This is a genomic window from Natrinema sp. HArc-T2 (genome assembly GCF_041821085.1).
Lineage (GTDB): Archaea > Halobacteriota > Halobacteria > Halobacteriales > Natrialbaceae > Natrinema.
In genome coordinates, this window is the sequence record NZ_JBGUAZ010000001.1 from 753,269 (window position 1) to 774,474 (window position 21,206).

At 64.9% G+C, this 21,206-nt stretch carries 22 protein-coding genes; 8 read left to right on the forward strand and 14 right to left on the reverse strand.

Annotated elements, in window-relative coordinates; genetic code table 11:
• Window positions 1-83: 83 nt before the first annotated feature.
• From ACERI1_RS03835 to ACERI1_RS03845, 3 genes are all read right to left on the reverse strand, one after another.
• Window positions 84-758 carry a helix-turn-helix domain-containing protein gene (locus ACERI1_RS03835; protein WP_373616709.1) on the reverse strand — a complete coding sequence of 225 codons (675 nt, stop codon included), beginning with the start codon at window positions 756-758 and terminating at the stop codon, window positions 84-86.
• A 206-nt stretch (window positions 759-964) separates the two neighbouring features.
• Window positions 965-1,897 carry an alpha/beta fold hydrolase gene (locus ACERI1_RS03840; protein WP_373616710.1) on the reverse strand — a complete coding sequence of 311 codons (933 nt, stop codon included), beginning with the start codon at window positions 1,895-1,897 and terminating at the stop codon, window positions 965-967.
• Between the two features lie 270 nt (window positions 1,898-2,167).
• Window positions 2,168-2,293, reverse strand: coding sequence for a hypothetical protein (locus ACERI1_RS03845; protein ID WP_373616711.1), 126 nt, complete (start codon window positions 2,291-2,293; stop codon window positions 2,168-2,170).
• A gap of 206 nt (window positions 2,294-2,499) precedes the next feature.
• Here ACERI1_RS03845 and gatC point away from each other — a divergent pair, with 206 nt between their 5' ends.
• The 3 genes from gatC (at window position 2,500) to ACERI1_RS03860 (ending at window position 4,933) form a co-directional block, all read left to right on the forward strand.
• A complete protein-coding gene (gene gatC / locus ACERI1_RS03850; RefSeq protein WP_373616712.1) occupies window positions 2,500-2,778 on the forward strand; it encodes an Asp-tRNA(Asn)/Glu-tRNA(Gln) amidotransferase subunit GatC in 279 nt (92 codons plus the stop codon).
• Window positions 2,779-2,780: 2 nt separating this feature from the next.
• Complete coding sequence (gene gatA, locus ACERI1_RS03855; RefSeq protein WP_373616713.1) at window positions 2,781-4,049, forward strand: Asp-tRNA(Asn)/Glu-tRNA(Gln) amidotransferase subunit GatA; 1,269 nt, start codon at window positions 2,781-2,783, stop codon at window positions 4,047-4,049.
• Window positions 4,050-4,147: 98 nt separating this feature from the next.
• Window positions 4,148-4,933: a formate/nitrite transporter family protein gene (locus ACERI1_RS03860; RefSeq protein WP_373616714.1), complete on the forward strand. Its 786-nt coding sequence runs from the start codon at window positions 4,148-4,150 to the stop codon at window positions 4,931-4,933.
• A gap of 77 nt (window positions 4,934-5,010) precedes the next feature.
• Here the strand turns inward: ACERI1_RS03860 and ACERI1_RS03865 are convergent, their stop codons facing one another.
• A complete protein-coding gene (locus ACERI1_RS03865) occupies window positions 5,011-5,361 on the reverse strand; it encodes a helix-turn-helix transcriptional regulator (RefSeq protein WP_373616715.1) in 351 nt (116 codons plus the stop codon).
• Window positions 5,362-5,434: 73 nt separating this feature from the next.
• The gene (locus ACERI1_RS03870; RefSeq protein ID WP_373616716.1) at window positions 5,435-6,238 is read right to left on the reverse strand and encodes an NRDE family protein; all 804 of its coding nucleotides are present in this window, start codon (window positions 6,236-6,238) and stop codon (window positions 5,435-5,437) included.
• 279 nt (window positions 6,239-6,517) lie between these two features.
• Between ACERI1_RS03870 and ACERI1_RS03875 the strand changes: the two genes are divergently transcribed.
• On the forward strand, window positions 6,518-8,107 hold the full coding sequence (locus ACERI1_RS03875) for a BCCT family transporter (RefSeq protein WP_373616717.1): 1,590 nt from the start codon (window positions 6,518-6,520) through the stop codon (window positions 8,105-8,107).
• Between the two features lie 47 nt (window positions 8,108-8,154).
• Here ACERI1_RS03875 and ACERI1_RS03880 read toward each other — a convergent pair whose 3' ends face one another.
• The 8 genes from ACERI1_RS03880 to ACERI1_RS03915 all read right to left on the reverse strand — a co-directional run bounded on the left by ACERI1_RS03880 (window position 8,155) and on the right by ACERI1_RS03915 (window position 17,980).
• The gene (locus tag ACERI1_RS03880) at window positions 8,155-9,711 is read right to left on the reverse strand and encodes a class I adenylate-forming enzyme family protein (protein WP_373616718.1); all 1,557 of its coding nucleotides are present in this window, start codon (window positions 9,709-9,711) and stop codon (window positions 8,155-8,157) included.
• A complete protein-coding gene (locus ACERI1_RS03885; RefSeq protein WP_373616719.1) occupies window positions 9,711-10,781 on the reverse strand; it encodes a mandelate racemase/muconate lactonizing enzyme family protein in 1,071 nt (356 codons plus the stop codon). The genes ACERI1_RS03880 and ACERI1_RS03885 overlap by 1 nt, the downstream gene beginning before the upstream one ends.
• Window positions 10,778-11,722 (reverse strand): 1,4-dihydroxy-2-naphthoate polyprenyltransferase, encoded by a 945-nt coding sequence (locus ACERI1_RS03890; RefSeq protein WP_373616720.1) that lies wholly within the window; start codon window positions 11,720-11,722, stop codon window positions 10,778-10,780. Before ACERI1_RS03890 ends, ACERI1_RS03885 begins: the two co-directional genes overlap by 4 nt.
• Before the next feature lie 65 nt (window positions 11,723-11,787).
• On the reverse strand, window positions 11,788-12,981 hold the full coding sequence (locus ACERI1_RS03895; protein ID WP_373616721.1) for an iron transporter: 1,194 nt from the start codon (window positions 12,979-12,981) through the stop codon (window positions 11,788-11,790).
• A gap of 40 nt (window positions 12,982-13,021) precedes the next feature.
• Window positions 13,022-13,912 carry a 1,4-dihydroxy-2-naphthoyl-CoA synthase gene (locus ACERI1_RS03900; protein ID WP_373616722.1) on the reverse strand — a complete coding sequence of 297 codons (891 nt, stop codon included), beginning with the start codon at window positions 13,910-13,912 and terminating at the stop codon, window positions 13,022-13,024.
• A 209-nt stretch (window positions 13,913-14,121) separates the two neighbouring features.
• The gene (gene menD / locus ACERI1_RS03905) at window positions 14,122-15,972 is read right to left on the reverse strand and encodes a 2-succinyl-5-enolpyruvyl-6-hydroxy-3-cyclohexene-1-carboxylic-acid synthase (RefSeq protein ID WP_373616723.1); all 1,851 of its coding nucleotides are present in this window, start codon (window positions 15,970-15,972) and stop codon (window positions 14,122-14,124) included.
• A gap of 6 nt (window positions 15,973-15,978) precedes the next feature.
• Window positions 15,979-17,322: an isochorismate synthase MenF gene (locus tag ACERI1_RS03910; RefSeq protein WP_373616724.1), complete on the reverse strand. Its 1,344-nt coding sequence runs from the start codon at window positions 17,320-17,322 to the stop codon at window positions 15,979-15,981.
• Between the two features lie 61 nt (window positions 17,323-17,383).
• Window positions 17,384-17,980, reverse strand: a complete 597-nt coding sequence (locus ACERI1_RS03915; RefSeq protein WP_373616725.1) for a sulfite oxidase-like oxidoreductase — start codon at window positions 17,978-17,980, stop codon at window positions 17,384-17,386.
• 186 nt (window positions 17,981-18,166) lie between these two features.
• Between ACERI1_RS03915 and ACERI1_RS03920 the strand changes: the two genes are divergently transcribed.
• Both ACERI1_RS03920 and ACERI1_RS03925 read left to right on the forward strand, forming a co-directional pair.
• A complete protein-coding gene (locus ACERI1_RS03920) occupies window positions 18,167-18,466 on the forward strand; it encodes a hypothetical protein (RefSeq protein WP_373616726.1) in 300 nt (99 codons plus the stop codon).
• Between the two features lie 155 nt (window positions 18,467-18,621).
• A complete protein-coding gene (locus ACERI1_RS03925; RefSeq protein WP_008014354.1) occupies window positions 18,622-18,849 on the forward strand; it encodes a ribbon-helix-helix domain-containing protein in 228 nt (75 codons plus the stop codon).
• Window positions 18,850-19,025: 176 nt separating this feature from the next.
• Here ACERI1_RS03925 and ACERI1_RS03930 read toward each other — a convergent pair whose 3' ends face one another.
• Complete coding sequence (locus ACERI1_RS03930) at window positions 19,026-19,208, reverse strand: hypothetical protein (protein ID WP_373616727.1); 183 nt, start codon at window positions 19,206-19,208, stop codon at window positions 19,026-19,028.
• Between the two features lie 154 nt (window positions 19,209-19,362).
• Between ACERI1_RS03930 and hisF the strand changes: the two genes are divergently transcribed.
• Both hisF and ACERI1_RS03940 read left to right on the forward strand, forming a co-directional pair.
• On the forward strand, window positions 19,363-20,178 hold the full coding sequence (gene hisF, locus ACERI1_RS03935) for an imidazole glycerol phosphate synthase subunit HisF (protein ID WP_373616729.1): 816 nt from the start codon (window positions 19,363-19,365) through the stop codon (window positions 20,176-20,178).
• A gap of 63 nt (window positions 20,179-20,241) precedes the next feature.
• On the forward strand, window positions 20,242-21,123 hold the full coding sequence (locus ACERI1_RS03940; protein WP_373616731.1) for a hypothetical protein: 882 nt from the start codon (window positions 20,242-20,244) through the stop codon (window positions 21,121-21,123).
• Window positions 21,124-21,206: the final 83 nt, after the last annotated feature.

Sequence of the window (21,206 nt, forward strand, 5' to 3'; positions counted from 1 at the left end):
GAGAATCTACCCGACTATGTTCGTCTATATAAGTCACTCCTCCCAACAGTGGACCAACGCGTCCGCTCGAGCGCATCTATTTATTACGTACCCGCGGGCTGATCCTCGAGATCGGCGTGCTCGGCAACACCTGGTAGCTCCGCGACGAACCGCTTGATCATCGCCTCTTCAGCCCGGTGAAGCGTCTCACTGCACGTCGATTTGGCGATGTCGAGGCGGGCCGCGAGTTCAGTCAGTGAACAGCGCCGTGGGGTGTCGTAGTAGCCCGCTTCGACGGCGGCGACTACCACTTCGAGTTGGCGCTCCGAGAGGAGCTGGCTCTCGTGAAGTCGCTCACTGACGTTCTCGATCCGATACTGGAACCCGAACCGCTCGAGCTGTTTGGCGAGGTCTGCCAGCCGTTCGCGGGAGCCGGTGACCTCGACAGTCGCCTCGCCGTCGACGATTTCCACTGGGAGTTCGATCGGGACACCCGACTCCTGCGAGGATACCAACAGCAACGGTGCCGTCGTCTCGAAGTGAACCGTCGCTTCGCTGTCCGCTTGCTGTACGATCGTGAGTTCAGTGAGCTGTGAATGGTCGGCCATCGCTTCGATCACCGCCGTGACTGTCTGCCCGGTGATCCGAACGAGCGCAAACCCGGACTCGGGCCCGGGAACAGCCGCGAGCACCCGAAATGTCGACTCGGGATAGGCTGTCGATAGCTGCTGAATCCAGATCTCCTCGGGCATCGTAATCGTGAGTGTCGCGTGGGCCATACGAGCGAATTCCGTCTGTCCCTCGGCCCCGTGGATACGAATATGTTCGTTCCTTCTCGAGGCAGTGGACGATTGGTTGTGAACGGGGGCGACGACCCGTGTAACGGCTGACGGGCAAGCCGGAACCGCGTGACGAGTATAGTAGCCACTGAAACGGTTTACACACTAATCGCAATGCTGCCGTGCGATCAGGCGTGCACTGACTGTCAGTGACTACGATATCCTGCGTCGAGATGCCCGAGCAGGAGATCGCACAGTCGGTCGGGCGCTTCGTGGGCCACCCAGTGACTCGTCGCCGGCAGGAGCTCGAGGCGACTCGTCGCACAGAACCCCGCGCTATCGACCGCCAGCGAGGGGACGAGCGCCGCGTCGTCCTCGCCCCAGACGACGAGCGTCGGTGCATCAACCCGGTCGGTCGGGAGCTGAGGTGGATACCGCAGCGCCGCCCGGTACCAGTTTAGCATCCCGGAGACCGCCCCATCCCGGCTCCAGGCCCGCCGGTAACGGGCCAGTTCGGCGTCGGTGAACGTTCCCGGCGCGGCGGTCCCCCGGAGCGCTCGCTCGAGGAGACGATAGTCGTCGGACCGACAGGCGAGTTCGGGGATCCACGGAGGCTGAAAACAGATGGCATACCAGCTCCGACGCAGTTGCTCGGGGTTTGAAAGCAGTTGTCGCCGGTAGGCGGTCGGATGGGGCGCGTTGACGATGGCGAGCCGATCGACGACCGCGGGGAACCGACACGCCAGGTCCCAGGCGACGACGCCACCCCAGTCGTGGCCGACGACGTGTGCGGTGTCGCGGCCTTCAGTCGCGATCAGGTCGACGATATCCTGCGACAGTACGCTCGTTCGGTATGCCCGAACACCGTCGGGCTTCTCGCTGCGGTTGTAGCCGCGCTGGTCGGGAACGAGGACCCGATAGCCGGCCTCGACGAGCGGGGCGACCACGCCTCGCCAGCCATACCAGTACTCGGGAAAGCCGTGAAGCAAGACGACCAGCGGGTCGGTTTCGTCGCCAGCAGCGACGACGTGCAACTCGGTTCCGTTGACCCTTCGGCGGGACGATATCGCGTCGACGGTCGACAGAACGGCGGTCGCAAGTTCGTCGTCCGAAACGGTCGGTTCCCGATTCGATCTCATTCCTGTTGTCCTGTATCCTGGTTCGACATATAGTAGCCACTGAACGTCATTCACACCCCGCTGGCTGACCCGATTTATCCAGCAGTATGAGACTCACAGACTGTGTGACCAGCTGTCACTCGGTTCAGTTGTTACGATAGCAGTTGAATCCTGTTCTCGAGTCGCCAGGTCGACTGAGACGGGCTGCTGTCACGATGTCCCGGCCCGACCGTAGGACGGTCGCGGGTGCATCGGGACTGACTGACAGGAGTCCGTATGAACGTGGCAGCGTCACGTCCAGACCCGAAGACACTCGCTCGAGCAGAAGTGGAGGTCAACGGACGCCCCGCTGCCGGAGTCGGAGTGGGTCGTGAGCGTGTACGCGATCTCGTCGGAGTCACAGTTATCGCAGCCCATACGCTCCGTTCCGGGACAGCATGCTTGAGTATACACCTATTAATCGATGAGTTTCACGAGAGAAAAGATATTAGAACTCGAGACTGTCTCGGTGAGCGTTTCATTCCCGGCAGTGACCTGTCGCGGTGCGTTCGCAGCGAGAGCTGCCAGCCGGACACGACACCGGTATCGAAACCCTTACTCTCCGGAAGCCGGTGCGAACACGTATGAGCGACGACGCCGTCAGTCCCGAGGAGGTCCGCCACGTCGCGGATCTGGCTCGCGTCGATCTCGCCGACGACGAGGTCGACCGGTTCGCCGGACAGTTCGCGGACATCCTCGAGTACTTCGAGACGTTAGACGAGGTGCCGGAGGTCGACCGCGAGGCCGATCTCGCGAACGTGATGCGACCGGACGAGGAACACGACTCCCTCGACAGCGAGGAGGCGCTCCGGAACGCGCCGGAAACGGAGGACGGCTACTTCAAAGGGCCGAACGTCTCGTAACCATGTCGGAGAATATTTTCATCACCGAGGAGCGGATCGAGGGTGCCGACGACGGCCCGCTGGCTGGCAAAACGGTCGCGGTCAAGGACAACATTTCGACCGAGGGCGTCCGGACGACCTGTGGCTCGAAGATGCTCGAGGAGTACGTCCCGCCCTACGACGCGACGGTCGTCAGCCGGCTCAAAGAGGCTGGCGCGACCATCGTCGGCAAGGCCAACATGGACGAGTTCGGGATGGGGACGACCACCGAGACCTCCTACTTCGGGGAGACGGACAACCCCGCTGCACCCGGCCACGTCCCCGGTGGCTCCTCCGGTGGCTCGGCGGCAGCCGTCGCCGCCGGCGAGGCCGATCTCGCGCTCGGTTCCGACACCGGCGGTTCGGTCCGCTGTCCGGCTGCCTTCTGTGGCGTCGTCGGGATCAAGCCCACCTACGGGCTGGTCTCTCGGTACGGCCTCGTCGCCTACGGCAACAGCTTAGAGCAGATCGGCCCCTTCGGCGATACCGTCGAAGACGCCGCCGCGTTGCTCGACGTGATCGCCGGCAGCGACGAACGCGACGCGACCACGCGCAGCGAGGGCGACGACGCGAACTACGCCGACGCTGCGACCGGCGACGTCGACGGGCTCCAGATCGGCGTTCCCACCGAGTTGCTCGAGGGGGCCGACGAGGGCGTCGTCGAAACGTTCTGGGACGCCATCGATGCCCTCGAGGATAAAGGCGCGTCGTACCACGAAGTCAGCCTCCCGTCGGTCGAACACGCCGTCGAGGCCTACTACGTGATCGCGATGTCGGAAGCGTCGTCGAATCTCGCGCGGTTCGACGGCGTCCGCTACGGTCACTCGGGTGGCTACGACGGCAACTGGAACGAGACGTTCGCGAAAGCCCGCGAAGAAGGGTTCGGTGACGAGGTCAAGCGTCGCATCCTGCTTGGCACGTACGCGCTCTCGGCGGGCTACCACGACAAGTACTACAAGAAGGCCCAGGACGCTCGCGCGTGGGTCAAACAGGACTTCGACGAGGCGCTTACGGAAGCTGACGTGCTCGCGAGCCCGACGATGCCGGTGCCGCCGTTCGAACTCGGCGAGAGTCTCGACGACCCGCTGAAGATGTACCTCGCCGACGCCAACACCACACCGGTCAATCTCGCGGACCTGCCGGCAATTTCGGTCCCAGCGGGCGAAACCGATGGGCTCCCCGTCGGCCTCCAGCTCGTCGGCCCGGCATTCGGCGAGGAACTGTTGATTCGGGCTGCGAGCGCGCTCGCCTGAACGGAACGAGCCGTCGCGGTCGTTCGTCTTCGTCGATCGAGTCGAGTCACGGCGTATTCAAGTCCGCTCCTTATCTGTCAACGATCGGTAGAATAGGTGTGCCCATCGCTCCGGATCCCACGGACATATTCGACCGGGCCGTCGACGAAGGCGAACGGCGACTCGAGCAGTCGCCGCTCGAACTCGCAGCGACCAGCTTCATTGCGGGGTTTACGATCGTTTTCGGTATCGCTGCACTGGGAGTCGTCGACGGGCTGGTTCAACCGCGGTTCGGAGACATCGCACATATCGCGGGTGCGCTCGCCTTCGGCGTCGGCGTCGTGTTCCTGGTCGTCGGTCGAACGGAACTCTTCAATGAGAACTTCGTTGCTCCGGCCGCCAAGGCGGTCGATCAGGACGGCTCGTGGATGCTCCGATCGCTCGGCCGCCTGTGGACTGTTACCCTCGTCTTCAATCTCATCGGTGGATTCCTCTTCGCGTTCGTCTTCGCCGTCGATGGCGTCCTTCCGTCAGGATCGGCGCATGCGTTGGCGCGGACCGCCGAGGGAATCGTTCATCGACCGATAAGAGGGATGTTCGCGAGTGCTATCGTCGGGGGCGCACTCGTGAGCCTCCTGTCGTACCTCCTCGAGGCAGTCAACAGCGTCCGGAGCCGAATCACGCTGGCGTACATCGTCGGCTTCCTGCTCGCGCTCGGTCCCTTCGATCACGTCATCGTCACTGCGGTCCACGTCTTCTTTGGCTTCCTCTTCGATGCCGCGATCGGCTACGGCGCGCTGCTCGAGACGGTCGTCGTCGCTACCGCGGGGAACGTCGTCGGGGGACTCGGGTTAGTGACGTTCACCCACGTTGCGCAGGTTCGAGGTGCGAGAAAAGCGGAGTAGTTTGCCCCGGACGGTCGATCAGAGCGACTCCGCGGGGCCGAAAACGGGGTCGCGATCTCGAGCAGTGATCGCGCCGATTACTCCTCGTACGCGAGGTTCATGATCCACTGCGAGAAGGCGTCGCTGTTGGGATCGACCTCTTCTTCGCCGATAAACGGCGAGAGCATGTCGCCGGCCATCAGCAGTCTGAAATCGAGGTCGCGTGCGGTCGGCGAGATGTAGTAGGTGTTATGACCGTCGTAGACGGTCTCCTCACGATCGACCAGATCCTTTTCAACGAGTGATTCGACGATCCGACTGCCCTTTCGCGAGGAAACATCCAGTTCCTTCCAGAAGTCGCTCTGGTGAATGCCGCCGGTTTCGCGGACGAGTTCGAGGCCAGCGCGCTCGTCCTCGGTGAGCTCGGCTTCGGCTTCGGAAACGCTCACGGTGACCACCTCGCCGTGCGCGTCGCTACAGGCAGGAGTGCGTCCATACTACAGCCAAGGGAGGGCGAGCCGCTTAAATGTGCCCTTCGTCGTCGACTGTCGATTCGACCACAGTCTCGAGCCCCTCGAACCCGTCGCCGATCGCGAGATCGACCTCGTCGTAGCTCGTTCGACAGGGCGGCCCCGGCGCGAAGGCGTGGTATTCCATCTCGGGACCGAGCGCGAGCAGCGACGACGACTGGGTGCCGTATCCGTTCTCGTGGACGCAGGCCCCGTACTCGTGGTCGCCCAACACGTCGCTCGCCCGATCGAGCCAGTCCATCGTCGTCTCGTCCGGCTCGGCCGTCAGCGCCTCGCGAAGCGCGTTCGCGTCGTCGGCCTGCTCGCGTCCGATCTCGGCCCGATGCTCGGGGATGTCGACGTCGTCGTCGACGGCGACGTTGACGACGACGTGGACGCCCGGCTCGAACGCGGTCAGCGAGAGCGTGCCGTCCCACTGGTAACAGAACGCGTCCGTCGCGTCGGCGGCGACGAGGTAGAAGCCGCTGTACTCGTCGGCGTCGGTCGCCGCGTCGACGATCGCTTTCGCGTCCGCGGCGGATCGGGCCTCGAGGACGTCCGCGACGAGCTGGCCACGCGAGCGCTCGCCGGCCAGCTCGGCGTCGGTCCACTTGTTCGTCAGACCGACGAAGACGCCGAACTCGTTGTAGCCGATCCACGTGCCGCCTGCTTCGGCATCCTGTGGCGCGATGACCAGCGGTTCTTCGTTGTAGACGGCAGGCGGAATCGACTCCCGGTCGACCATTTCGTCACGGTTGGCGGCGACCGTGACCGGCGCGTCCTCGAAGACCTGCCAGGCGAGCGTGAGCGTACACACGCCTCCGGCTAGGCACGCCAGTGGCTTAACTTCGAGTCCGGCGGCAATCCGGTTCGGTCGACCGGTCTGGCAGTCTGGTCCGTCGCCGCTCGAGCGAATGGCGAGCACGACCACCCCTTGTGTGTAACTATCACTGTATCGGGTCCTGAGACAAAGAGCACTTGAGTGGCCAGAAGTGGTGTCCGAGACACATCCGATGGTGACTCACAGAACCGTGAGTAGCAACGGCGCGCGATCGAACGGCTGGGATCGAGACGACACGCTTGGTCGGTGCGAACGATGAACGGTGCGAAACTCTTCGGCCTCGAGGACGCCACACGAGCCGAACGCGTCCTCTTCGTCGTGACGATGGCCGTGATGCTCGCACTCGGTGGACTCGGACTGGCGCGGCCGTCGCTGTTGAGTAGCGCACTCACTGGCGCGAAGGGGTGGATCCTCACCTACTTCGGCTGGTGGTTCATCCTGCTTGGATTCGTCTTGCTCGCGGCCGTGTTCGCCTTCACGGCCTCGCAATACGGGCGGCTCCGGATCGGCGGGCCCGACGCCGAACCGGAGTTCGATCTGTTCTCGTGGCTGGCGATGGTGTTTACCGTCGGGTTCGGTGCCTCCGTGCTCATTTGGGGCGTCGCGGAGCCAATCTCGATCGTCCAGCATCCGCCGCCGGAGCCGGCTCCCGTTCAGGGGGCGTCACTCGAGTCGATGGCACTGGCGTTCATGTTCATTCACGAGGTGTTTCCAGGGCTGGCGATGTGGTATCTCCCCGTCGCGATTGCCTTCGGGATCGTCGTCTACACCGACGGCGTCGGTGACTACAAGATCAGCTCGATGCTCGCCGGCGTCGTCGACGAGGATCGGATCCCCGGCCTCTACTGGCTGGTCGATCTGGCGGCGCTGATCGCGACGATCGGCGGCATTTCGACCACACTCGGCTTCAGTGCACAGACGATGTCGGCGATCCTCGGTCGCGTGTTTGGGCTCGACGCGGCGCTTCTGACCTACGTCGTGTTCACACTCATCGGTATCGTCTTCCTCGGTGACGTCTGGCTCGGGTTGCGGAAGGGTATCCGCAACGCAGCCCGCGCGACGGTGGTCCTCATCGGCGTCGCGATGGCCGTGCTCGTGGTCGTCGGGCCGAGCCTCTACATGCTCGAGTTGAGCCTGGACGCGACGGGCGTCTGGCTCAGTGAGATGTTTCGGCTGACGCTGTATACAGCGCCGAACGCAGATGGCAACTGGGCAGCCAACTGGACTGGCTTCTGGTGGGCCTGGTGGGCCGCCTGGAGCATCTTCGTCGGGAGCTTCGTCGCTCGCGTCTCGAAAGGCCGGACCATACGGGAGATGTTCGCCGTGCTCGTCGTGGTCCCGACGGTCTTCACCTGGATCCAACACGGCCTCATCGGTGGCTGGGTGCTCGCGCCGGGCTACCAGGGACCGGTCGCCGAGGCGATGGCGTCGGCGGGTAATCCAGCAGCCATCGCGAAAGCGCTCCAGATCACGCCCTTTGGCACGGTGCTCGCAGTGTTGTTCGTCTTCATCATCGCCGGCTACATCATCACGTCGCTGGACTCGGCGGTCTTTATGATCTCGGCGATTACGCTCGGCGACGAGAACCCGAACCCGCGAAACCGCGCGTGGTGGGGTGGCCTGCTGGCAGTCTTCGGGATGATGTCGCTCCGACTCGAGGAGTTCAGCGCCATCGAGTCGCTCTCGGTGACGATGGCACTTCCGTTCTCGCTGTTCCTGTTGCTCGTCCTCTATGGCAGTTACGTCGTCGCTCGAGAGTACGTCCGTGACGACGAGACGGCGCAACCGGATCCCCAACCGTCTCGCCCGCAGCCGGCGACCCGGAGCGTCACTGACGACGACTAATCGAGCATTCGGGTTCCGGTCGTCCTGCGTGCGAAACGACGACCGGATTACGAAGCTTCGCTCACGTCGACCCCGTCCGCGAGCAGCCGATCCCGAACTGCCTCGCGATCGACAGTACTCGAGGCCGTCCGAGGCAACGCGTCGACGATCCCGATCGTCTTCGGCTGTTTGAATCCCGCGAGGTGGTCGTCGCAGTGGGCGAGGAGCGCTCGAGGCTCGAGCGTGCTATCGTCCGAACTCGAGTCCGTGTCTGGAACGACGAGCGCCGCGACCCGTTCGCCCCACTCCGCGTCCGCCAGCCCGACGACGGCGGCGTCCTCGACGCGAGGATGGTCCCGCAGGGCCGCGACCACCTCGCCGGGGTCGACGTTTTCGCCGCCGGTGACGATGCGGTCGCTGCGGCGATTGAGGATCCAGAGCCGGTCGTCCGCATCGCGATAGCCGACGTCGCCAGTATGGAGGCCGCGCTCGCCGAACGCCGCTTCGGTATGAGAATTATCGAGATAGCCCGGCGTCACCGTCGGCCCCGAGACGACGAGTTCGCCCTGTTCGCCCGGCTCGATCGCCGCGCCGGTCTCGTCGACGACAGTGACATCTGTGAACATGAGCGGCTGGCCAACAGTCCCCTCGTGGGCGGCGGCCTCCTCGGGCAGTGCCGTCGCGATCTGAGAGGCCGTCTCGGTCATGCCGTAGGTCGGACAGACCGGCACGTCACGCTCCCGGCAGCGCTCGAGCAACTCGCTCGAGGCCGGCGCGCCACCGAGCAAGACGAACCGCAACGCGTCTGCTGGCTCCCAGCCGGCGTCGAGTAGGCGCTTGCACATCGTCGGGACGAGCGAGACGCCGGTTATACTATAGTCTTCGAGCACGCGCGCGGTCGCATCCGGATCGAATGCGCGCTGAATCACGACCGGCGTGCCGTACAGCGCCGACCGGACGACGGGTGCCAGTCCACCCATGTGATACATCGGGAGACAACACAGCCACCGGTCATCGGGGCCGACACCGAGCCGGAACGCGGAGGCGGTCGCGCTCGCGACGAGGTTGCCGACCGTCAGTCGGACGGCCTTCGGCTCGCCGGAGGTCCCCGAGGTGAACATGACGAGTTGTGTGTCGTCGCGCTCGAGTTCGACTGGCTCGATCGAGTGGGCGCTCGTGTCGACTTTCTCGAGCGTCCCCGTCCGACCTCGCTGTGGCTCGTCGACCGAGTACACGTCGACCGAGTCGGCTTCAGCTGCGACCTCGAGCGCGGTCGCCTTGGTCTCGCGTTCGCAGACGACGGCGGTGAGGTCGGCCCGTGCGACTTTCGCGGCGAGTTCGTCGGGCGTCTCGCGGACGTTCAACGCGACCACGGTCGTCCCGGTTCGCATCGCGGCGAAAAAGAGCGTCGCGAACGCGGGGCGCGTGTCCATGAGAACGCCGATGCGCTCGCCAGCGAGGGCCGCCGACTGGAGTGCCGCCGCGAGGCGGTCGACCCGGCGGTCGTACTCGCGAAACGTCCAGTTGGTGTCCGTTTCGACGTCGATCAGTGCCGTCCGCTGGGGTGTCGCCGCGATGCGGTGGGCGACCGGGTCGCGCGTTGGCCAGTCTATCGGGGTAGTCATCACTCGGTCCACACGTCGGTGACGCCGAGCCCTTTCGCTTGCGGAACGACTGCCGACCCTTTCTCGAGCAAGACTGGATCGCGCCCCAGATCCTCCGCGAGCAGGTCGCCGGTCGCGAGCCCGCAAGCCGGGACGTCGGGGACCGCCGCTGCCAGGTGGACCGCGCCGGTCCGTGCGACGACCCCGTCGATCGTCGTCGTCACCAGCGACGTGATGTCGAGTTCGGCCAGCCACGCCGCGACCTTCCGCGCGACGTCGATCCCACCGAGCGCCATCGGTTTCAAAACGACGACGTCCGCCGCATCGGCGTCACAGATCGTGTCGACGCCGTGCTCGAGTAGACCTTCATCGAGTGCGATCGAAACGCCCGTGTTCTGAGCCCGCAGGTCGGCGTGACCCTCGAGGGCACCCGCGGGCAGCGGTTGCTCGAGCATCGAGACATCCAGGTCCGCAAAGGCTTCGAGCGCCGACTGGGCCTGTTCGTAGGTCCAGGCCTCGTTGGCGTCGGCCCGGAGTTCCACGTCGGGGCCGACAGCCTCACGCACGCGGCGAACGCGCTCGATGTCGTCCTCGACGGTTCGAAGCCCGACCTTCAGCTTGCAGCAGTCGAAACCGCGATCGGCTGCACGCTGCGCCTGACGTGTGGTTTCGGCCGGCGAGCCGTCGCCGATCGTCGCGTTGACCGGTACTCGACCGACCATCGGACCCTGTCCGAGATAGCGATACAGCGGCGTCGCCTCGCGAGTCGCCTGCAGATCGGCAAGCGCCAACGAGAGCGCATGTCTCGCCGCGACCTGGCGGTCGACGGTCTCGAGGGCCTCGCTCGGGCCACCCGTCCGAAGCGTCTCCTGAGCGCGCTCGAGGGCGCGTTCGCAGTTCGCAAGCGACTCCGTCCAGCCCGTAAGCGGCGTCGCCTCGCCGTAGCCGACGGCAGGATCGTCGCCGGCCTCGTCGACGAGTCGCACGAGAAAGCCCTCACGGGAGCTTATCGTGCCGTCGGCTGTCTCGAGTGGCTCCGCAAGCGCAAGCGAAAACGGTCGGTACGCGAGCGAGAGGTCGGCGTCGGTCATAGCACCACCAGCCCACCGGCGAAACAGACGGCATAGAGCGCAAGCAGTTTCCCCGTCTGCTCGAGTGCGGGATTGAGCGCCTCGCCGTCGGTCCGCGTCACGACGGTCCGGGCGACCATCGCGGCGTAGGGCAGCGTAAGCAGCGACAGCAACACGCCGGGGCCGTAGTCGGTCTCGAGCCAGAACCAGACGGGAACGACGTAGGCCAGTGCGAGCATGGCGACGTACTCGACGCGACTCCACCGGTAGCCGAGTCGCACTGCCAGGGTTCGTTTGCCAGTCTCGGCGTCGGTCTCGAGGTCGCGGATGTTGTTCACGACGATGATCGCCGTCGAGATCGCGGCGATCGACAGGCTCGCGACGATAGCCGCGGTCGTGATCGTTCCCGCGGGGAGCGTCGTCGTCAGCGGCTCGGCGAGGACGGCGGCGGCCTGCACGTAGTAGGTCCCCGTGACGGCGACGAGACCGAAGAAGACGAACACGAAGAGATCGCCCAGGCCGTGATAGCCGAGCGGGTAGGGGCCGCCGGTGTAGGCCCACCCGCAGACGACGCTCACGAGTCCGATGACGAGGATCGGCAGCCCGCCGACGTAGACGAGATAGGTCCCCGAGAGGATCGCCAGCCCGAAGGTCACGACGGTTGCGAGCTTGACCTGCTCGGGCGAGATCAGCCCTGACTGGGTGACCCGGGTAAAGCCCTCGCGGTCCTCGGTGTCGGCACCGTTGATCGCGTCGTAGTAGTCGTTCGCGAAATTCGTCCCGATCTGTATCAGCGCCGCCCCCACGAACGCCAACAGCGCCGGCAGCGGCGCGAACACGCCGTCGGCGACTGCCAGCCCCGTCCCAACGATCACCGGAGCCGCAGCCGCGGGCAAGGTCTGGGGACGAGCTGCCATCAGCCACGCCTTCGTCCGTGAAATGTCGACCTCGGCCGAACTCATTACTCGCATATCCGACTCGAAAGAGTGTCAACGTTGGCATTGCGAGCCGACAGCTCGACCGAGTTTCACTCCGCGGGGACTGCACACTCTATGGACTCCAGCTCGAAAAACGCCGTCTCATAGCCCTGATGGCGGGTCACTTGGGGCGGGGACTCGACCGTGATCGTTACCGAATCACCCGGCTGGACGTCCGTGAGTGAGTGGCCGTAATGGAAGCCGACCTCGCCGTCAAGCGTCCCGACGAGGTCGTGGTCGACGACCGTCGAGCCGTCGCGGTCGACGGTGGCCCGCAGCGACATGTTCGGCAGCGGCACCCGATTGTACGGCGTCCGCGGCGAGACGAGCAGATACCGGTCGTCGCCGTCGGCCAGTCGCGATCCCGACTCGAGTAGCGTGACCACGAACGCCGCGTCGCCGATCCGTGGCAGGCCGTTCCGTGATTCGGGGTCGGACTCACCTAACAGAGTGCCAGGATACTCGTCGGCAGATGGAAGCGCGGAATAGGGTATCCCGGAATGCATCCTGCCAGCTCCGTCATCGCCGTGGGTCATCGGCTCGAGTGCGCCGCGTTCGCCCCATCGTTCCCGATCGAGCAACTCGATTCCCTCGACGACCGTCTCGCGGAACGCCTGATCGTACGTGAATTCGAACGTCGCGGTTGCGCCGTCGCCGAAACGTCCCGCGAACGCCCCCGTTCGCCGCGTCGTGACCGGCGGCAGGTCGATCTCGACGATGTAGGTGCCGTCTCCCGGGAGCGTAATGTTGTCTCCGAAGTGAAGCCCCATCTCCTGGGAAAGCATCGGCCACAGCGACCGGCGTCGCTGCCAGCCGTCGTCGCCCTCGACCGTCGCTCGCGGGCTAACGTCGATGGGAAGCACATGTCCCGTCACGACGTCCCATACGACGAGCATCAGGTGGATGCCGCGACCGGCTTCCGGTTCGACGAGCTGGCTGTCGGTCCTAGTGACGAGCCAGAACGGATGTGGGTACGTGAGCATCGGTGCCAGCCGATACTCTCCGGCGGCGACTGGCTCGAGCATCCGCATCGATTTTCGGTGGCCGGGGAGATACACCGCGTCCGGCGGATTCTCGAGCATCGGGATCGGCGCAGTGCCCGTAACGTTCCCACCGCTTCCGGCCCCGCTCTCGCTTTCATTTTCGTTCCGAGCGTCGGTGCCATCCTCCGGAGCCGCACAGCCCGCGAGGGCGATCGCAGCCGGAAGCGGGGCCGTCCGATGGAGGAACGTCCGTCGGTTCATCAGTGGTGGACTCGAGTCGTGTCGCCGTCGACGTCCTGGCTCAGTAGTGCCACGGGAACTCGTCGAACTCGGGATCGCGCCCTTCGACGAAGGCGTCCCGGCCTTCCTTCGCCTCGTCGGTCATGTAGCCCAGCCGCGTCGCCTCGCCGGCAAAGACTTGCTGGCCGATCATCCCGTCGTCGGTCATATTGAAAGCGTACTTGAGCATCCGCATCGCCGTCGGGCTCTTCGAATTGATTCGCTGCCCCCACTCGAGGGCCGTCTCCTCTAACTCCTCGTGGGGGACGACCTCGTTGACCATTCCCATCTCTTCGGCTTCCGCGGCGGAGTAGGTCTTCCCGAGGAAGAACACCTCGCGGGCCTTCTTCTGGCCGATCTGCTTGGCGAGGTAGGCCGAACCGAAGCCGGCGTCGTAACTGGCCACGTCGGGGTCGGTCTGGAGGAACTTCGCGTGTTCTTCGCTCGCGAGAGTCAGATCACAGACGACGTGCAGCGAGTGACCGCCGCCGACGGCCCAGCCAGGGACGACGCAGACGACGACCTTCGGAATGTGACGGATCAACCGCTGGACCTCGAGGATATGCAGTCGGCCCTGCTCCGAGGCCCGTTCTTCGTCGCCTTCGTACTGGTAGCCATCTTCGCCGCGGATCGTCTGGTCGCCCCCCGAACAGAAGGCCCAGCCGCCGTCTTTCGAGGAGGGGCCGTTGCCGGTCAGCAGGATACAGCCCACGTCAGTCTGCCGTTTCGCGTGATCCAGGGCGTCGTACAGCTCGTCGACCGTTCCGGGCCGGAAGGCGTTGCGAACGTCAGGCCGGTCAAACGCGATCCGCACCGTTCCGGAGTCGACCGCGCGGTGGTAGGTAATGTCTCTGAACTCGTCGTTCAGGTCCGTCGGCTCCCACTGTGCCGGATCGAAGAGGTCCGAAACCATTTGCTCGAGTGTCGTCGGCGATACCAGAAATAGGTTCGCGTCGCGATCTCTCGAGTTGCATATAGCACGCTGTGATTTATTTGGTGGAGAGAAACCGCGACACGTGCTAACACGCCCGTGGTGAGGAGAGACAGTCCGCTGCGATCGTAAGGAACGAAGCGCCTCTCGGGCGACCCTCTCAACGGGCCGTCCGGTCGACACCGTCGAGATCAGTCCGACCCGTCGAGCGCATCGTCCGAGAGTGCGCTCGTCACAGCATCAGAGACGCGATCCGCGAGCGCTTCGCGTCGCCGGTGGCTCTCTTCGGACTCGAACTCGACGGCGAGAACCTGCGTGCCCGGCGTCTCGAGCGAGTCGCGATACGCGGCTGCGAAGTCAGCGGGCACAACGCGCTCGAAGGGAAGGTCGTAGAAGTCGGCGAGCGCGTCGAACTCGAGGCCGTGGGGCGTTTTGAACTGCTGAGTAAAGGGTGGGTCGAACTCCTCGATCGGGAGTTTGTGGAAGATACCACCACCGTCGTTGTCCAGCAGCACGATCGTCGCGTCCACGTCACAGCGATCGACCGCGAGCAGCCCGTTCGAATCGTGATAGAAGGCCAGATCGCCGGTGACCAGTACGAGCGGGTCGTCGGTCGCGCTGCCGGCGCCGAGCGCCGTGCTCGCGATGCCGTCGATGCCGCTGGCGCCGCGATTGGCGAGCACCGTCAGGTCGGTCGCCTGCGGCCGACCGAATCGGTCTGCGTCCCGGATCGGCATACTATTTGAAACGAACACCGTCGCCGGATCTGGCGCGTTCGCGATCACCGCGGCGAGGATCGCACCCTCGAACGGGTTGGACTCGAGTGCGTCCGCAGCCAGTGCCTCGTCGCAAAGTTCCCAGTGACAGCGTTCGGCCACGTCGAACCGGGCGCGCCACGCGTCGTCAACGGACGGAATCGTGGCCGACGCGGCGTGCTCGCGCTCGTCGAGCGCCTCGAGCAGCCCGTCGATCACGGCACCGGGTTCGGCAGCGAGCAGGTCAGTCGCGGTGAACGTCGCCTCTCGCCACGCGCCCGCAGGGTCGATCAAGAACTGCCGGGCATCGGCGTCTCGAAGCCAGTGGCGGAGCCGCTTCGACGTTGGGGACGCGCCAACCCGGAGGACGACGTCCGGCGCTGGCAGCGCGTCGATGTAGGCGTCGTAGCCGCCGTAGACCGTCCGCGGTTCGCCGCTGTCCTCATCGGGTCGTTCGACGTGTGGACCGTATCGTAGCCCCGAAAGCGGGTCCGCGAGGACCGGCGCGCCGAGCCGATCGGCAAGGTCGGTGACTGCGCCGGGTTCGAGGGAGGCGAGAGCCGTCGGATCGGCGGGACCGACGGCGATCAGCGGGCGGTCAGCGCCCTCAAGCTCCCCCAGTAGCCGTTGCTGGTCGTCGTCCGCGAGTGTCTGCGTTCCGCCAGTGGTCTCGACAAACGGCCCGTCTCGACCTGTTGCTGCCAGCGTGTCGGTGAACGATTCGGGGACGTCACCGGGCACGTCGATCGGCTCGAGGGGCTTGCGGAACGGACAATTCAGGTGGACGGGGCCGGGCGGGACGCCGGTCGTCTCCGCGAGCGCACGGGCAGCGGTCGTCCGGAGACTGCGCACCTTCCGCTCGTCGGCTTCGGGTTCGGGCAGTTCGGTGTACCACCGAACCGCATCGCCGTAGAGTTTGACCTGATCGACGGTCTGGTTCGCGCCGCTGTCGCGTAACTCGGGCGGACGGTCAGCGGTGAGCACGAGCAGCGGCACGCGAGCCTGATCGGCTTCCATCACGGCGGGATGGAAGTTCGCGGCTGCCGTCCCGGAGGTACAGACCAGCGCCGTCGGCTCCCCGGTCCGGCGGGCGCGACCGAGCGCGAAATAGGCCGCCGAGCGCTCGTCTAAGTGCGAATAAACGTCGATCTCAGGGTGCTCGGCGAACGCGACCGTCAACGGCGTCGACCGGCTGCCGGGAGCGATACAGACGGCCTCGAGGCCGCCTTTTGCGAGTTCGTCGGCAAGGACGCGACCCCAGAGGGTCGCACGGTTGGGTGCAGACATTGGATACTACCGCAGTTCGTCGAGAATCGGTCGGAACTTCAGCTGGACTTCGTCCCACTCCTCGTCGGGGTCGCTGTCGGCGACGATCCCGTTGCCCGCAAACAGCGTCACCGTTGCGTCGGTTGCGACGCCAGAGCGGAGTCCGACCGCGAACTCGCCGTCGCCGGCGGTGTCGAACCAGCCGACCGGCGCGGCGTACCAGCCACGGTCGAACGGCTCCGTGTCGCGGATTGTCTCCCAGGCTGCATCGGGTGGGACGCCGCCGACCGCGGGCGTCGGGTGCAACGCCTCGACGAGCTCGAGGACGTGACGATCACCCTCGAGCGTGGCTTCGATCGGCGTCCGCAGATGTTGAATGGTCGCCAACCGGCGGATCGTCTGCTCGCTCACGGTGAGTTCGCGTGCGAGCGGTGCGAGTTGCTCGCGGATCGCGTCGACGACGAGGCCGTGTTCCTGCTGGAATTTCGCGTCGGCGCGCATCCGTTCGACGTGTGCCTCGTCTTCGGTCGACGTGTCCCCCCGGGGAACCGACCCGGCCAGCGCCTCCGTCTCGACGTGTGCGCCGCGTTTCGAAACCAGTCGCTCGGGTGGCGCGCCGAAGAACGTGCCACCGACATCGTGATCGACCAAGAAGCGATAACAGTTCGGATACCGCCGGTGGAGCCGCTCGAGCGTCGCCGGCACGTCGATCGGCTGCTCGAGGTCGACTGAGAGTGACTGTGCGAGGACGACTTTCATGAGTCGACCGTCGTCGATCCGCTCGAGAGCGGTGTCGACCTGTTCGGTCCAGGCGGCCTGCGAGGTCGTCCGCCGTGTCGCGTCGACGCCGGGGGTCGCGTTGGCTGATCGCGTCGCCGGCTGGTTCATCAGGCGATCGTGCCAGCGCTCGAGACGGTCAGCAACCGTCTCGCTGTGTTCTCCGACGGCGGTCAGCCACGTCTCGCCGTCGCTGCGGGTCACGAACAGTTTCGGGACGACAAAGGAGGCCGCGTCGAAGCCGGTCCAGGGTGGGCCGGCTTCGTGGCCGTCGTGAAAGGAGAAGCCGCCGAACGCCCGCGGTCGCGCGTGTTCGGGGCCATCGTGTGCGAGTCCGTCGAAGGCACGGCTCGCCTGCGTTCGAATCCGATCGAATCGGTCGGTGCCGGCAGCGGTAAAGCGGGCGGCAACGCCGCGACCGACGATCTCGAGGCCGTCGGGTGTGGCCCACTGAATTCTCGACGCGGTCTCATCCTCGAGCACCGCACCGAGCGCGGCGGTCTCGAGTTCGCGACTCCGGCTGACGAGGTCGACGGTGCCGTCAACCGACTCGGTCTCCCCCGTTAGTCGACCCTCGCCCGACGATCGGTCCATCGACACAGTCTCAGGACCGGCCCGCCTTCAGCCTAACTATTCGCTCACCTGGTGTATCCGTCTAGCTGTAGCGTTCTTCCTGCCACGGGTCCGCAGTCAGCGAGTAGCCCCGCCGTTCCCAGTAGCCCCGCTGGGGTTCGGTGAGAAACTCGATGCCATCGACCCATTTCGCGCCCTTGTAGGCGTATTTGTGTGGCGTCACTACCCGAAGCGGGCCGCCGTGGTCTGCGGGCAGTTCCTCGCCGTCGAACGCCCACGTAAACAGGACCTCCTCGCGCATGCAGTCCTCGAGCGGCAGATCCGTGGTGTAGTCGTCCAGTGCGGAAAACAGCACATGGACGACATCGTCGTGGACGCCGGCCCGTTCGGCGAGCGTGGGAAAGGAGACTCCCGTGAACTCACAGTCGAACTTGCTCCAGCCAGTGACGCAGTGAAAGTCCTGGCGCTGGGTGACACTCGGCAGCGATCGGAACTCCTCCCACGAAAACGTCAGTTCCTCGTCGACCGCTCCAGTGACGGTAAACTCCCACGTCTCGGGATCCCAGTCGGGCGTCGCACTCTTCGAGAGGACGGGGAACGCGTCCGTCTCACGCTGTCCCGGCGGCAGTCGCTCGTCGCCGAACTCCTGGTAGAGGTCCGTGACGTCAGTCGTCTCCATACGCGTGAGTTCGTGCCGAGCGACGTAGGTGTGACGCCATCGCCTGCCACTCCTCGAGAAACGTCGAATTTGGCAGCGGACACAGGGGCAGAAACGAACCGAAACAGTTCCAAGACGAGCACAAGCGGCAGTTTCCATTGAAACCCTCGCTACGCCTTAGTACAGTCTCCCCAAGGCTATCGATGCATGGCGAGCAGACAACAACTCACGGAGCAGGACGTCACCGAGAAGCAACCGGAAGCGATCAGCGACGAGGCGATGGGCCCCGCCGTCCTTGCATCGGCTGCGTCAGTCGGGCTCTCGCTGTACTACTACTTCATTCGCGGCGATCGTCAGCTCGGGACGTTCGTCGGCCTCTGGCCGCCGACGATCCTCGCGTTCGCGAGTTACTTCAACCAGCGGAAAATGCGCCGGCAACTCGAGACGCTGACCCAGCCGGGAACCAAAATACGGGAGGCGTTCGACTCCATGATGGGCAACCGATAGGGCAGCGCCTACCGGTTCGACGCCACCGTTCGCAGCATCGGCAGTCGATCGGCGCTCGAGCGGCAACTGTCCTTTCGCACGACTGAATTTTTTCTTTCCACTCCGTGTAGATTCCCCGTCAAACCTAAATACCCCCTCGCCGAAAGCCGAATCAGATGCCGAAAGTAGAGATCACTATCCCGGAGCACCTCGAGATGCAGATCGCGCAGATGGTCGAACGCGGTGAGTTCGTCAACCGCGAGGAAGCGATCGAGGACCTCCTATCGACGGGTATCAAGGCCTACAAGACGAGTGGACCGATGGACGAAGACGAGGGCGCAACTGGCGGAACCGGCCTCGAAGACGACGGCATGATGGGCCACGACGACGAATACGTCTTCTAACGTCTATCTTTTCGGCAGTTCGTTCGGGCGTCCGGCAGCGCGTCTGCCCGTCTGCCGTCGATAGCAGGCGGATTCGGCCTGCCGGACGACGATCAGTGCCTACTCGAGTGTCTTCTGTAGCAACTCATCACCGACGCGGTCACGTGTGATCGGTGTATACGTTGTTAGCCGCCGGTTCACACGCCGACCGTGAGCAACGGAACCCCGAACGCGACCGCGACGCCGACGAGCATGACGACGAAGCCGATCGCCACGTCTCGTGCCGAGTACGCGCTCATCGGGGCAGTCGTTCGCTCGTCCTCGAGGTCGTGACCGACGTCGGCTCCGGATTCGTCGGAAGTTTCGGTGTCGTCTGCCATACGCGCCCGTTTTTGGCTCTGACACTTAATCTCTCCTACACCGGCGCGAGACTGCTCGAGTCCCCGGCAAGATTGGACTGTCGTGGCCCTGGCAGACACCGCCCGATCCAGACGCCTTTACTACTCGCGGTTCAAACTATCCAGTAGTTACCACATGGTCCTGACCAAACGAATTATCCCCTGTATCGACGTGGACCTCGATGACGACGGGAATCCAGCGGTCTACACCGGCGTCAACTTCGAGGATCTGAAATACACCGGCGATCCGGTCGAGATGGCGCGTGCATACAATCAGGCTGGCGCGGACGAGTTCGTCTTCCTCGACATCACCGCTTCCGCGGAGGGCCGCGAGACGATGCTCGACGTCGTCCGTGACGTCGCCGACGAGGTCTTCATCCCGCTGACGGTCGGCGGCGGCATCCGTACCACCGACGACATCAAAGAGACCCTGCGGGCCGGCGCGGACAAGGTCTCGATCACCACCGGCGCGCTCGAGCGCCCCGAACTCATCAACGAAGGCGCACAAGCCTTCGGCAACCAGTGTATCGTCATCAGCGTCGACGCCAAACGGCGCTTCGACGAACAGGGCGAACATTACGTCGAGATCGACGGCGAGTCCTGCTGGTTCGAGTGCACGAAGAAAGGTGGCCGCGAAGGGACCGGGATCGACGTCCTCGAGTGGGCCGCCGAGGCCGAGTCCCGGGGTGCGGGCGAACTCTTCGTCAACTCGATCGACAAAGACGGCACGAAAGACGGCTACGACCTGCCGCTGACGAACGCAGTCACCGACACCGTCGACACGCCGGTGATCGCCTCCTCGGGCTGTGGCAGTCCCGAAGACATGTACGACGTGTTCACCGAGGCCGGTGCCGACGCCGGCCTCGCGGCCTCGATCTTCCACTTCGACGAGTACTCGATCGAGGAGACGAAAGCCTATCTCGACGAGCACGGCGTCCCGGTGCGACGCTGAGTCCGGCAGTCGCTACGCTCCCGTCCAATACGCTTATCTCGTCGCAGTCGTGCTTTTCTAGCAGTGAAATGGCGGTGTACGTGGTGTGGCAAACCACACGCGGAGAACGACCCTCCCTGTGACAACTGTGGGCACAATACCTTCGAGAAGGCGGTCGTCCGGGCCGACGAGAACCCCGATCCCAATCGCCACCGCAACGCGGCTGGCAGCGGTGCGCCTGACAGCGATCCGACGCCAACCGGTACCGTCGACACCGGCCCCGACTACGTCTGGGCCTGCACGAACTGTGGCCGCGAGCACGTCCGGAACTCCCCGCCGTGTTCTCGCTGTGGCAATCCCGATCTCGAGAAGGTCGAACAGACCTACGAGGGGCTCGAGCGCGATCTCGAGACACCGAGCTGGCTCGCGGTCGCCAAACCCTACCTCCCGGTTCTTGCCGTAATCGGGCTCGTCATCGCGCTGTTCGCGACGGGGATCATCCCACCGTCGGTGCTGCCGGGAGTCGGACAACCGTCGCCGCCGGACGCACCCGGTGAGGGAGTCGAGGCCGCGGGCATCGATCTCGAGGCGACGGAGCAGGCGGTCCACGACCGGCTCGAGGCTGACCGGAATCAGTCCGAGTCACGAACGTACGACGACGGACTCGGGGAGTACACCGAATACATGAACCGCGCGTTCGTGGCGATCGAGTACGAGGAGTCGAGGCCCGAGCCGGTAGAGGCGAGTGACTTCGGCGTCGACTGCCGGAATGAGCCGTACGCCGGACGGCTCGCGGGGACGCTATCGATCGCCGACTACGACGACGAGGCGGCACTCGCCGACGACGTCGCCACAGCACTCAGCGAGGAGACCGGCGACAGCGATTTCGACAGGGAGGGACTCGATCTTCACGTTGTCGACGGCTCTGTCTACGTGTTTTACGCGACGTGTAACTCCACCAACTGATCCACGTGGCCACGTTACGTGGCTGCCGTCTCCGTGGATCTCCCGTGGTGTCGGTGCGACGTTCGTCACCGATCACGTCTCGA